At 56.8% G+C, this 12,168-nt stretch carries 15 protein-coding genes; 3 read left to right on the forward strand and 12 right to left on the reverse strand.

Features of this window, described 5'->3' with window-relative positions:
- Positions 1 to 58: 58 nt before the first annotated feature.
- Positions 59 to 565 (forward strand): hypothetical protein, encoded by a 507-nt coding sequence (locus BM205_RS18080; protein ID WP_139227318.1) that lies wholly within the window; start codon positions 59 to 61, stop codon positions 563 to 565.
- A 78-nt stretch (positions 566 to 643) separates the two neighbouring features.
- On the opposite strand, the gene BM205_RS18085 is transcribed toward BM205_RS18080, so the two are convergent.
- The 11 genes from BM205_RS18085 to BM205_RS18135 form a co-directional block, all read right to left on the reverse strand.
- A complete protein-coding gene (locus BM205_RS18085; RefSeq protein ID WP_092416257.1) occupies positions 644 to 970 on the reverse strand; it encodes a helix-turn-helix domain-containing protein in 327 nt (108 codons plus the stop codon).
- Positions 971 to 973: 3 nt separating this feature from the next.
- The gene (locus BM205_RS18090; RefSeq protein ID WP_092416258.1) at positions 974 to 1,294 is read right to left on the reverse strand and encodes a type II toxin-antitoxin system RelE/ParE family toxin; all 321 of its coding nucleotides are present in this window, start codon (positions 1,292 to 1,294) and stop codon (positions 974 to 976) included.
- A 98-nt stretch (positions 1,295 to 1,392) separates the two neighbouring features.
- Positions 1,393 to 1,740 (reverse strand): copper-binding protein, encoded by a 348-nt coding sequence (locus BM205_RS18095; RefSeq protein ID WP_175511313.1) that lies wholly within the window; start codon positions 1,738 to 1,740, stop codon positions 1,393 to 1,395.
- Positions 1,741 to 1,960: 220 nt separating this feature from the next.
- Positions 1,961 to 3,052, reverse strand: coding sequence for a tartrate dehydrogenase (locus tag BM205_RS18100; protein WP_092416357.1), 1,092 nt, complete (start codon positions 3,050 to 3,052; stop codon positions 1,961 to 1,963).
- A gap of 111 nt (positions 3,053 to 3,163) precedes the next feature.
- A complete protein-coding gene (locus BM205_RS18105) occupies positions 3,164 to 3,496 on the reverse strand; it encodes a copper-binding protein (protein WP_092416259.1) in 333 nt (110 codons plus the stop codon).
- A gap of 35 nt (positions 3,497 to 3,531) precedes the next feature.
- Entirely contained in the window at positions 3,532 to 4,017 is a 486-nt protein-coding gene (locus BM205_RS18110) for a cupredoxin domain-containing protein (protein ID WP_092416260.1), read from the reverse strand.
- Between the two features lie 63 nt (positions 4,018 to 4,080).
- Positions 4,081 to 5,409 (reverse strand): multicopper oxidase family protein, encoded by a 1,329-nt coding sequence (locus BM205_RS18115; protein ID WP_092416261.1) that lies wholly within the window; start codon positions 5,407 to 5,409, stop codon positions 4,081 to 4,083.
- Entirely contained in the window at positions 5,406 to 6,818 is a 1,413-nt protein-coding gene (locus BM205_RS18120) for a TolC family protein (protein ID WP_092416358.1), read from the reverse strand. The genes BM205_RS18115 and BM205_RS18120 overlap by 4 nt, the downstream gene beginning before the upstream one ends.
- 114 nt (positions 6,819 to 6,932) lie before the next feature.
- Positions 6,933 to 7,334, reverse strand: a complete 402-nt coding sequence (locus BM205_RS18125) for a hypothetical protein (protein ID WP_092416262.1) — start codon at positions 7,332 to 7,334, stop codon at positions 6,933 to 6,935.
- Between the two features lie 21 nt (positions 7,335 to 7,355).
- Positions 7,356 to 7,760 (reverse strand): Cu(I)-responsive transcriptional regulator, encoded by a 405-nt coding sequence (cueR, locus tag BM205_RS18130; protein ID WP_092416359.1) that lies wholly within the window; start codon positions 7,758 to 7,760, stop codon positions 7,356 to 7,358.
- A gap of 4 nt (positions 7,761 to 7,764) precedes the next feature.
- Complete coding sequence (locus BM205_RS18135; RefSeq protein WP_092416263.1) at positions 7,765 to 10,224, reverse strand: heavy metal translocating P-type ATPase; 2,460 nt, start codon at positions 10,222 to 10,224, stop codon at positions 7,765 to 7,767.
- 218 nt (positions 10,225 to 10,442) lie between these two features.
- Between BM205_RS18135 and BM205_RS18140 the strand changes: the two genes are divergently transcribed.
- Positions 10,443 to 11,048, forward strand: coding sequence for an amino acid synthesis family protein (locus BM205_RS18140; RefSeq protein ID WP_092416264.1), 606 nt, complete (start codon positions 10,443 to 10,445; stop codon positions 11,046 to 11,048).
- A 133-nt stretch (positions 11,049 to 11,181) separates the two neighbouring features.
- A complete protein-coding gene (locus BM205_RS18145) occupies positions 11,182 to 11,379 on the forward strand; it encodes a heavy-metal-associated domain-containing protein (protein WP_092416265.1) in 198 nt (65 codons plus the stop codon).
- Positions 11,380 to 11,456: 77 nt separating this feature from the next.
- Here BM205_RS18145 and BM205_RS18150 read toward each other — a convergent pair whose 3' ends face one another.
- On the reverse strand, positions 11,457 to 12,125 hold the full coding sequence (locus BM205_RS18150; protein ID WP_092416266.1) for an alpha/beta hydrolase: 669 nt from the start codon (positions 12,123 to 12,125) through the stop codon (positions 11,457 to 11,459).
- Positions 12,126 to 12,168 lie beyond the last annotated feature (43 nt).

Here is a 12,168-nt window from a genome sequence, read left to right on the forward strand (position 1 = left end):
GTGTATCGTCAAGTGACCGCGACGTCGTCCGCAATGCGATAATCCGGGCATGACAAATATGCTTACACCAACAATTACAGTCGAGTTCGAACCCGGCGACGTGCAAGGACTGTTGCAACACGCAGAAGCGGCGGCAGGACATCTGCCCTGCATGGGCGATCAATTTGTCGCCAGGTATTATCCCGGCGGTAAAGTGATTACCAAGAACGACTGGCCAGACATCAGCCAGATTGACATCGCCAGGATCCCGCCAGCCTTGTTTCTGGTCAACGACTCATTCCTGATGAGTAACGGTATCGACCCGGCACAAGCCATCGTCTGTGTTTATAAAAACGGCCACGTCGCCTCGGAGCAGCAAAACGAGAGCGATGCTTTTGCGCTGGGTTCGGAAGAGTTGCCCAATGTGACGCGGATACTGGTCCGAGATTTTGCAGGGATAGAGAACGCGCAGAAAATCCGGATCATGTTTCAGCATGACCCGCGCAAGGGGCCAGTGGTGTCGCTCGAAGTGGTGCCGCAAAACGGTGAGCCGGGTGAGGTCAGGATAGTCAATCGCCGTCAGTAACGGCAAATAATTCGCCACCATTAATTTGATGCCATTCAGTCGAATATGGCCAGCAGGATCAATTCGTAATTGTGACGATCAGTGCGTTCCCTTTACATTTTTCAATGCACGCTTGAAAGCTTTTAAGTCATGTGTGGCAAACATTTGATTTCGGCCAAGCTCGCTGCTTGCCTTAAGTTTGCCGGTTTGCACATAGCGTCGAAATGTGGACATGGACACCTCCAGATATTCAGCAGCTTCTTGCGCAGTGAATTCATCGTTGGCCAAATCGCCGAATACTTGCTCGTGCGTTAAATTGTCGTCACGAAATGCATTGATGGCTAGCAACGTGAAGAAGCGATTACGCTCGGAAGCCGGCATTGTCTTCAATTCTTGGAAAAGCTCTTCTGCTGTAATAGCGCTCATCGCCTATCCTTCCGATTTCAAATATTGTTTGAGCTCATCGTAAAATCGCTCATGTGATCCGATCTGGTAAAAATCGATCAATAACAGTTCAATATCCGCGCCTTGCTCCCTTAGCGTTTCCGATGGCGGGCGGTAGGCCATTAAATATTCTTGCCGGTTGAATTTGAATTTATAAACCCAAATTCCGGCAAGATCGCCAATCTTTGCTTCTCCGATCTCGGGATCTGCGCACACTTCTTCAACAGCGTCTTCAATCGCAAGTCGCAACGGTTTGTGCGCCTTTTTTACGTATTGACTGAACGGCCGTTTGTAATTGGGTTGCATGAGTCTATATTAGATCAAATTTGGTCTAATATCAACTCGACACTAATGAGCAAATCCTTGGTCGGTGTGGGCGGCATATGGATGCCGCGACTCTTCAATTATCGGGCAGCCAATTCCAGACTGACTATAGTCAACGCACCATCAACCTTATCGACGGCAAACTCGATCTTGTCGCCAGCCTTGAACTGTTCCAGCATGACCGGATCGCCGGCTTTATACAGCATGGTCATGGCCGGCATGCCAAAGTTGGGGATCTCTGCATGCTTGATGGTGATCTTGCCGGTGCCGCTGTCTACCTTGCGTATTTCACCGGCCACCATCGGCAGCGCGGTCTGGTCTGCCGGCGTGGTTTGCATTTCGGTGTTGTCGCTGTTGGCTGCCATGCTGCTCAGGGGCAGGCCAATCATTAATGTGGTGAGGATGACGATTATCTGCAGGTATTGCATGGTCAGAGTCCTTTCAAACTGGGTGAATCAATATCGCATTACTTGGATGGCATGAGGCTTTCCAGGATGATTTGATGAACATGGGGGCGATGGGGGGCATATCAAGCGCCGCAGTGTCGACGCCTCGCCCGAAGTGTTGATACTCCAGTACTGCGGGCAAAAAGTACCGGCTTTTTACAGCTCGTTACGAAATGCCAAAGTGACACTATTTGGAAATATTTCAATCGGCATCGCTGATCAGGCGAGCGATAGCTTGTCCCATCTCGGTGGTAGAGGCAGTTCCACCCAGGTCGGGTGTATGCGGCCCGCTTGCCAGCACTGACTTGATCGCAGCAACGATGGCGTCATGCGCTTGCCGGCCCGCACCGCTGCTTCTGGTAAGGAAATCGAGCATCATGGCGCCAGACCAGATCATCGCCACCGGATTGGCGATATTCTTGCCGTAGATGTCGGGCGCGGAACCATGTACCGGCTCAAACAGCGAGGGGAAATTGCGTTCCGGATTCAGGTTGGCTGATGGCGCCAGGCCGATAGTACCGGTACATGCCGGTCCCAGGTCGGACAGGATGTCGCCGAACAGATTGGAGGCGACTACCACGTCGAATCGCTGCGGCTGCAGTACGAAACGCGCGCACAGGATATCGATGTGCTGCTTGTCCCAGGTGATATCCGGATAGGTGCTGGCGACTTCCGCTGCCCTGGCGTCCCACCAAGGCATGGAAATCGAAATGCCGTTGCTTTTGGTGGCGACGGTGACGTGTTTACGGGCGCGGGTTCTGGCTAGTTCGAATGCGTACTTGAGCACCCGCTCGGTGCCGCGGCGCGAAAACACCGCCTGCTGCATGACGATCTCGTGCGGCGTGCCTTCGTACATGATGCCGCCGACCGATGAGTATTCTCCTTCCGTGTTTTCACGCACGATCATCATGTCGATGTCGCCGGCGGCACGTCCCGCCAGCGGGCTGCGCACGCCTTCGAAAGTCTGTGCCGGGCGCAGGTTGATGTATTGGTCGAATTCGCGACGGAATTTCAGCAACGATCCCCATAAGGATATGTGATCGGGAACGATGACGGGCCAGCCGACCGCGCCGAAATAAATAGCATCCATCCCGGCCAGTTGCGCCTTCCAGTCCTCCGGCATCATGCTGCCGGTTTGTGCGTAGTAATCGCAACTGGCCCAGTCGAATTCCGTCATTTCGAGCGTGATGCCGAAACGTTTGGCGGCGGCGTTGACCACGCGCAGGCCTTCGGGCATGACTTCCTTGCCGATGCCGTCGCCGGCAAGTATGGCAATCTTGTAAGTGGCGTTCATGATGTCCTGTTCTGTGGCGTTGTCGGCACGGGGAATATACAGCCTTGCTTGCAGCGTGTTGCAGGACATTATATTCACTCTGATGTAGATCGTCCCGTGCGCTGATTAATCTCAATCGCCGGCCTGCATCTGAGTGACGGTCAAAGCGCCGTTAGCTTTTTCGACAACAAAATTGATTTTGTCGCCGGGCTTTACCTGATCCAGCATTGCCGGGTCCTTAACGCGAAACACCATCGTCATCGGCGGCATATCCAGGTTCAGCAACGGGCCGTGTTTGATCGTGATCTTGCCGGCCTCTTTATCGATTTTTCTTACTTCCCCGGCCGACATGGCTGCCGTGTCAACGGGCTTGATTTCCTCGGCAGCTATCGCCGAAAGCGGCAGGTTAAACGAAGCGGTTAACGTCAAGGCGAGTGCCGCAAATAGAACGGAACTTGTTTTCATGAGAATTCCTTTGTTGTATATCCGGTTGAAAAATATTATTTAACGATGATGTTTCCGCGCATGCCGGCTTCAAAATGTCCCGGCTCCAGGCAGGCGAAATCAAACGTGCCCGCTTTGCCGAACTGCCAGATCAGCTCTCCGGTTTTACCGGGTTCAACCGATACCTGATTCGGATCGGAATGTTCCATTTCAGGGAATTTCGCCATCATGGCCGCGTGTTCCTTTAACTCCTTGGCGGAGCCCAGTACCATTTCATGCTTTAGCTTGCCGGAATTCCTGACGATAAATTTGACGGTTTCACCACGTTTGACCGAGATGGTAGCCGGCGTGAAACGCATCGTGTCGTTCATGTCGACGTTCATGGTTTTCGTTACGTTACCGGCAATCCCGGGTTTACCCAATGCCGCCGCATGTCCGTTCTGGCTTTCTGCGGCAGCAATCTGCTCGTCATCACTGTGGGCGTACGCATTGAGAGATAACAGCGATAGAACCAGGGTTGATGCAATTAATATGGATTTCATGGAAATATCCTTTTCGTTAAAAATAAAATATCGGTATGCTTCCGGCGCGGAAGCCGGGTTCAATTAAATTCGATCGGGCGCCTGGCTGGCGGCTGGTATCGCAGCATCGCCGCCTTTCCACTCATAGGCGACAGTGCCGGCGGGATGCTTGTACCAGCCCGGATCTTTGTAATCGTTGCTGGCGATGCCTTTACGTACCTTCATCGTAGTAAACATGCCGCCCATTTCAATCCCGCCAAACGGGCCGGCGCCGCTCATCATCGGCAAGGTGTTGTCCGGCAGGGGCATTTCCATATCGCCCATCGAGCCGCCTTTGTCGCCCATCACCATGTAGTCGGGAATCAACCGGTTGATTTTTTTTAGTACCGATTTCTGGTCGACGCCGATCATGGTCGGCACCTCGTGGCCCATGGCATTCATGGTGTGATGGGATTTATGGCAATGCAACGCCCAGTCGCCTGGCTCGCTGGCGTCGAATTCAATCGCGCGCATCTGGCCGACGGCGATGTCGGTGCTGACTTCCGGCCAGCGGCTGGCCGGCGGAGTCCAGCCGCCGTCGGTGCCGGTTACCACGAATTCGTGGCCGTGCAGATGGATGGGATGGTTGGTCATGGTCAGGTTACCGACTCTGATCCGGACCCGGTCATGCTGCCGCACCACCAGCGGATCGATGCCGGGAAAGGCACGGCTGTTCCAAGTCCACAGATTGAAGTCGGTCATTTGATTGACCCTGGGCGTGGCGGCGCCAGGTTCGATATCATAGGCGTTCAGCAGGAACACGAAATCGCGGTCGACCCGCATTAGCGACGGGTCTTTCGGATGGGTAATCCAGAAGCCCATCATGCCCATCGCCATCTGCACCATTTCATCGGCATGCGGGTGGTACATGAACGTGCCGGCACGGCGCGCCACGAATTCATAGACGAAAGTCTTGCCGGGCGGGATACCAGGCTGGGTCAGGCCGGTGACGCCATCCATGCCATTCGGCAAACGCTGGCCGTGCCAGTGCACGGAGGTATGTTCCGGCAATTTGTTGGTCACGAAAATTCGTACCCGGTCTCCTTCCACCACCTCGATCGTCGGCCCCGGGCTCTGGCCGTTATAACCCCACAGGTTGGCTTTCATGCCGGGCGCGATTTCGCGCACTACCGGCTCCGCCACCAGATGGAATTCCTTGACGCCGTTGTTCATGCGCCACGGCAACGTCCAGCCGTTCAAGGTGACAACCGGCTGATAAGGACGGCCGTTGGCCGGAGTCAACGGTGGCTGGGTGCTGGCCTGGGTTTGCAATACTGCTTCCGGCAGGCTGGCAGCGCCGATCCGGCTGACGGCGGTAGCGCTGACCGCCAGCGCCGAGCCTTGCAAAAAGGCGCGTCGTGATAAGTGCTTCATGGTTGTTTTCCTTGTGGTTTTGCAGGCGCCGGCACGGGCGCAGATGAGGATGTTGAAGGCGGCAAAGAGCCGCCGAGCGTCAGTTGCATCTCGCTGTCTGCCAGCCAGAAATCACGATTGGCATCGATGGCGGCATTGACCGCATTGGCTTGTTCGTGGGCATCGGCCAATAGCTCGAATACGCTGGACAGCATGCCGTTGTAGCGCAGCAGATATTCATCTGAAACCCGCTTACGCAAAGGCACCACCTGGTCGCGATAATGCCGTGCGAGGTCGTAGGCACTCTGGTAGCCCTGATACGCAACGCGTACTTGCGATTGCGCATCCGCAGCAGTGGCAGCGAGTCGATGCGCAGCTTGCATGTAGATCGCTTCAGATTTGGCAATGCGCGCACCGCCCCAGTCGAACAAGGGAATTTCCAGGCTGATTTGATAGCCGGTTTCGTGTGGGATGCCCGGTTCGGAGTTATGCAGGTACGCCAGGTCCAGCACGTTTATAAAGCGGGTAGCCTGATTCAATCCCAGCGATGCCTGCAGGCCTTCGACTTCCAGTTTGGCGGCAGCGATATCCAGCCGCTGCGCCATGGCCAGGCTCTCTGCATCGTGCAGAGAAGGGCGCTCGGTCGGCAGCTCTGGCAAACGTGGCGGCAGTTGCATTGCAGTTTGCGTAGAACCGAGGCCCAGCAGCCGGATCAGATGTTCTCGTGCGACCACTACTTGCTGGCGCGAGCGCGTCAATTGCGTCACGGCGTCGGCGTGAAACGCTTGTTCGCGCGCCAGTTCCAATTGATTGAAATTGCCGGCCTTAGCCATCTTGCCGGCCAGTTCGCTGCCGGCTGCTGCTGCGCTTTCGACTTGCTCCTGATAGGAGATGCTCTGGTTCGCCGCGATACTTTGGTAGTAAGCGCCGCGGGTTTCGGCGGCTACCTGCAGGATGCGATTGACGATCGTCAGTTTGCTGATCTCGAGCTGGCGCTGTTCGATTTTCGAACTCAACGGCAGTGTCAGCAGGCCCATGAGCGCCATCGAAAAACTGCGGTCTATCTTTAGATCGTCGCCGCTGCGGGTGCGGCCGAAGCTAAAACCGGGATTCGGCAAACGGCTGGCTTGCACCCAATTTGCTTCGGCAATTCCGAGTTCCTGATAATCGGCTTGCAGGCTACGGTTGTTGAGCAATGCGATTTGTACCGCAGCATCGGCGGTGAGCGGTTGTTGCAGCAGTTTCTGAACGGTATCCCGCACTTCGCTGCGTTCCTGTTCGGAGCGCGGCTGAGCCGGGGCTTGTCCCAGCCGTTGTTTGGTAATCTCGCTGACTTCGCCAAAGCCGTGATCGGCGCTCAAGGTGGCGCAGCCGGTCAGGACGACCAGAAGCGCAGCAGGCAGCATGCGCCTGCGTAAAAAAATGAACATGATGTCCTCGTTGGCCGAACATTGGAGCAATGCCTGGCAGACGTCGCCAGGGCGTTGCCCGTCAATCAAACTTGCCGAGCCCGATCGGGCGGCAAGACGTTTGAGTCGGGAGTGTTACGCGAGGACTGAGGGAGGCCGTTCTGGGTTTTCCGGGGTGTAGCCGACAAAACCTGAAAGTGGGAATTGTGTGAAATGCATGGTCGGCAGCGGTTGCGCAGCAGTCAGTGCCGAGTGCATCGAAATCGCGCCGACACAGCAAGCCGCGCAGGAGCTGCAGGAGCTTGAGTTCTTGTCGTGGGACGAGTGCTCGTGATTGCCGGGCTGAGCCTTGGACGGCAGATCCGCATTTTGCGCATGCATATGATGCGCCATTGCGGCATCATCGCTGACGGTGCTTGCCACCGTAATTTTTTCCGAGGCGCAAAAAACCATTGCCGCCGCTGCATATCCCTGTATAGGGAGTGTCAGCGCCAGCAATAAAATCAGCAGGTTCCTGAGTCGGTTTATGGCAAACATGGATCGGATTCTAGCATTGATTTATGTTACGTGATGTGGCTGCTTGGCAAGGCCTTCAAGAATCGGGCAATCCGGCCGCGCATCGCCGTGGCAATGGCAAGCCAATTGTTCCAGCGTGGCTTTCATGGCCTGCAACTCCTTGATCTTTTCATCCAGTTCAGCGATATGGTCCAGCGCCAGCTGCTTGACTTTGCTGCTGGGGCGCGACTGATCCAGCCAGAGGCCCATCAGCTCGCCGATCTGCTTCATCGAAAATCCCAGCAAGCGGCCCTGGCGAATAAAACGCAGCAAATGGATCTCGCGTTCGGTATAAGTGCGGTAGCCGCCGTCGCTGCGGCTGGCTTTCGGGATCAGGCCGGTTTCTTCATAGTGCCGTATCATTTTGGCCGAGACGCCTGAGGCCAGTGCAGCGTCACCGATATTCATTGCATTAGTCGTCATGTGGAATTTCCTTGAAAGATAAAGGCCGCCAGCGGCGCAGCAACAGGGCGTTGCTGACCACGCTGACGCTACTGAACGCCATCGCCGCACCGGCCAGCACCGGATTCAGATAGCCCAGCGCTGCCAGCGGAATGCCGATCAGGTTATAGATAAAAGCCCAGAACAGGTTCTGGCGAATCTTGTTGTAAGTGCGGCGCGAGATATCGATAGCATCCGCGACCAGGCCCGGATCGCCGCGCATCAGCGTGATGCCAGCGGCCTGCATGGCGACATCGGTGCCGGTCGACATGGCGATGCCGACATCGGCGGCAGCCAGCGCCGGCGCATCGTTGATGCCGTCGCCGACCATGGCGACCACGGCGGCGCCGGATTTGAGATCGGTGATCACCCTGGCTTTTTCACCCGGCAGGATTTCTGCATGGACCTCGGTGATTCCCAGCTGCCGGCCGACGGCGTTGGCGCTGCCGTGGTTATCGCCGCTCAGCATGGCCACCCGGATCGAACGTTGTTGCAGTTGCTGGATCGCGGCCTTGGCAGTCGGCTTGATTTCGTCGCCGAAAGCCAGCAGGCCGGTGAGTGATAATTTGCCATTCTCTTCGGTGGCGAGCCAGGAAACGGTGCGGCCTTCGGTTTCCAGCTTCTTGGCTTCGTTTGCCAGTGTCCCGAGGTCGACGCCCAGTTCCTGCATCCAGCGCGAGCTACCCAGATAGCATTGTCGATCGCCGACAGTAGCTTGCACGCCGCGTCCGGCGACGCTTTGTACTTTGCTGGCGTTGAGGTCGGACGTGGGCTGCATTCCCTTTTTCTCTACGGCGGCGATAACGGCGCGCGCCAGCGGATGTTCGCTGCCGCGTTGTACCGCGGCGGCAAGTGTCAGCAAGTCGTCGCTGGCGGTTGCGCCTTGTACGCGGGGCAGAAAGGCCAGCAAAGCCGGATGCCCGACCGTCAAGGTACCGGTTTTATCGAAGGCCACGATACTGATGCGATGGGCGATTTCGAGCGCTTCCGCATCCTTGATCAAGATACCGAAGCGGGCGGCGATCCCGGTGCCGGCCATGATTGCAGTCGGCGTCGCCAGCCCCAGTGCGCAGGGGCAGGCAATCACCAACACGGCCACTGCGTTGAGCAAGGCCTGTTGCCAGTCGCCGCTGCTCAAGCCCCAACCCAGCAAGGTAACGGCGGCGATCAACAGCACCACCGGCACGAAGACCGTGCTGACCTGGTCTACCAGGCGCTGGATCGGCGCTTTGGCGGCTTGTGCATGTTCCACCATGCGGATGATGCGGGCCAGCGTGGTTTCGGCGCCGATTGCGGTGGTGGTCACCAGCAGCAAGCCTGCGCCGTTGATGGCGCCGGCGGTCACCCGGTCGTGCAGCTGTTTTTCTACCGGCAGGCTCTCACCGGTCAGCAAGGATTCGTCGACCTGGCTGTGGCCCTCTAACACCAGGCCGTCAACCGCGATACGTTCGCCGGCACGCACTACCACCAGATCGTTGATCTGCAGGTCGGCGATGGCGATCTCCCGGTCTACGCCATCGCGCCGCACGGTGGCGCGCTCCGGACGCAGCGCGTTCAAGGCCCGGATAGCGTCGGCGGTCTGGCGCTTGGCACGGGTTTCCAGCCATTTTCCGAGCAGCACCAGCGTGATCACCGCCGCCGATGCTTCGAAATACAGATGCGCCATCGCGCCATGCTCGGCCGCCAGCAGCAAATACAAAGACAATCCATAAGCAGCGCTGGTGCCGAGCGCCACCAGCAAGTCCATATTGCCGGTGCCGGCCTTCAACGCGCGCCAGCCGGCACGATAGAAGCGCGCGCCCAGCCAGAACTGCACCGGCGTCGCCAGCGTCAGCTGCCACCAGCCGGGCAGGGCCCGACTGCCGCCGAAAGGCATCAGTAGCATCGGCAGGACCAGCGGCAGGGTAAGCAACGCAGCAACGGCAACCGGCCACCAACTCGGCAACGGCCGTTTGCTTGCCGAATTTGCAGATGCTTCAAGTGTGGGTTTTGGCAAAGAAGCTTCATAGCCTGCTGCCTTGATTGCAGCTATCAGACTGTTGACAGGTACCACACCGGCAGTGGTCAGCGTGGCTTTCTCGCTGGCCAGATTGACGGCAACGGTTTGTACGCCGGCTACTTTGTGCAACGCTTTTTCAACCCGGCTGACGCACGAAGCGCAACTCATGCCCTCGATATCCAGTGTCAATTCCTGCTGCCTGACCTGATAGCCGGCTTTTTCCACCGCGGCGACCAGCGGCCCGATAGCGTTTGCGCCATCGGCTTGCACGGTCGCCAGTTCGGTCGCCAGGTTGACGCTGACCTCGCGCACACCGGCAACTTTGCGCAATGCTTTCTCGACATGGGAGACGCACGATGCGCAGGTCATGCCGTCTATCGCTAATTGGAATTCTGTCGCTTGGGTTGCTTGTATGGCGTCGGTGCTGCTCATGATGGACTCAATTTGACGAGTGGGGATGATGCATGATCAGCCTTCCTATGATGGGAAGGTCAAGCACAATCTTAACAGTTTGCCTTTTGCGCTGCCAAAAGCTCTACTGCTTATACGTAATGCGCTATACGGGAAGGGGGTCAAGTGAGCTATAATTAATGTACACGAGTTTTGTATACTAAAATTATTAACGCTCATCAACTTGCCGGGAATCCTCCATGACCAAACCAGCCAATTTCGAAAATTATCATATCCGCAAGTGGTACACCCAGATCGACGACACCCTGGCCAATGAAAACGGCGTGCTGGCTGATGGCAGCTTGCTACGCAAGATCGTGATCGCCGCAGCCATCCACAATCCCTATGCCGGGCGTTTCAGCGAAAACCTGGATCTGATCCTGGCTAATTCACCGGCGCTCGGCCATGAGTTCGGTCGTCGCATTGTCGCCGCGCTGGGCCAGGACCAGGTGGAAAGCTACGGCAAGGCTTGCATCGTCGGCATTGGCGGCGAATACGAGCACGGCAATGCCTTCCTGACGCCAGCCATGGTAATGCCGATCCGCGAAGCGATCGGTGGCGGCAAGGCCTGGATCCCATCGTCCGGCAAACGCGGCGTACCTGGCACTGAACTCGATATTCCGCTGGCCCACAAAAATGCCTTGTACGTGCCATCGCATTACGACACCGTGACAACCCGGTTCTTCGATGCGCCTAACGCCGATGAAGTCGTGGTGGCGTTCGCAGTGGCGACACGTGGCCGCTTGCATGCGCGCCTGGGTGGTTTGAAAGCCAATGAAATCGAAGGTAAGAACGGCTTGAATTAAGACGTGCATGACGCCCTGTAGCGTTGTTGGATCGTTTGCTTTTCGTGTTGCGGCAGTTAGGGCTTGACCTTATCATGATGGGAAGGTCTATAGTTGATACCGGTACTTAACTAACTCAGGACGGAGCAGGAAAATGATCGAATTCAATGTGCAGGACATGACTTGCGGCCACTGTGCCAGCCGTATTAGCAAAGCCATCATTGGCGTTGATGCAAACGCCAAGGTGGATATCAAGATAGAAGGGCGGACCGTGTCGGTTGAGAGCAAGGCAACTAAGGAAGAGCTTGCTGAAGCGATTGCGGATGCTGGTTATACGCCGCAGGCGATATAAATTTTGCCGACAGAAAAAAGCCCGCATGCAGTGCGGGCTTTTTTATGGGTTGGTGCAACAGCGTGCGTTGCGCCGATTTATGCCAACACACGCCGCAACCAGTTGCCGATATCGGCAACTTCTTCGGCGCACACCGAATGCGGCATCATGTATTCATGCCATTCAACCTGGTAGCCGAGTTGCTTGAGCAAGTCGCGCGATTTTTCTGCGCGGTCGATCAGCACCACAGGATCGCCGCGGCCGTGGGCCTGGAAAATCGGGGTGTCCTGGTTGGCTGGATTGCGCTCGGCGGCGGTCATGTCGCTCAGCGGCAGATAACCGGAGAGGCACATCAGGCCGGCCAGCTTTTGCGGATAACGCAAACCGGTTTGCAGCGCCATAGCGCAACCTTGTGAAAACCCGGCGATGACGATTTTGTCGGCGGCAATCCCGAGCGCGATCTGCTGCGCGATCAAGGCTTCGATTTCAACTTGCGATTTGCGCAGGCCGGCTTCATCTTCGCGGCGGATCAGGTCGGTAGTCAGGATGTCGTACCAGGCTGGCATCACATAGCCATTGTTGATGGTCACCGGTATCGCCGGAGCGCTCGGGAAAACGAAGCGTATGCCGGGGCAGTCGCTCAGATCCAGTTCTTTCACGATCGGCACAAAATCGGAGCCGTCGGCGCCCAGGCCGTGCATCCAGATGACTGCGGCGGCAGGTGTTTCGGAGGTGGCGATTTCCAGGGTTTCGAGAGTGCTTGACATTAGGTGTTCCGGATAGAGAGTGAATGATTGATCGGTGCCGGTT

Source organism: Collimonas sp. OK307, assembly GCF_900113705.1.
Taxonomy (GTDB): domain Bacteria; phylum Pseudomonadota; class Gammaproteobacteria; order Burkholderiales; family Burkholderiaceae_D; genus Collimonas.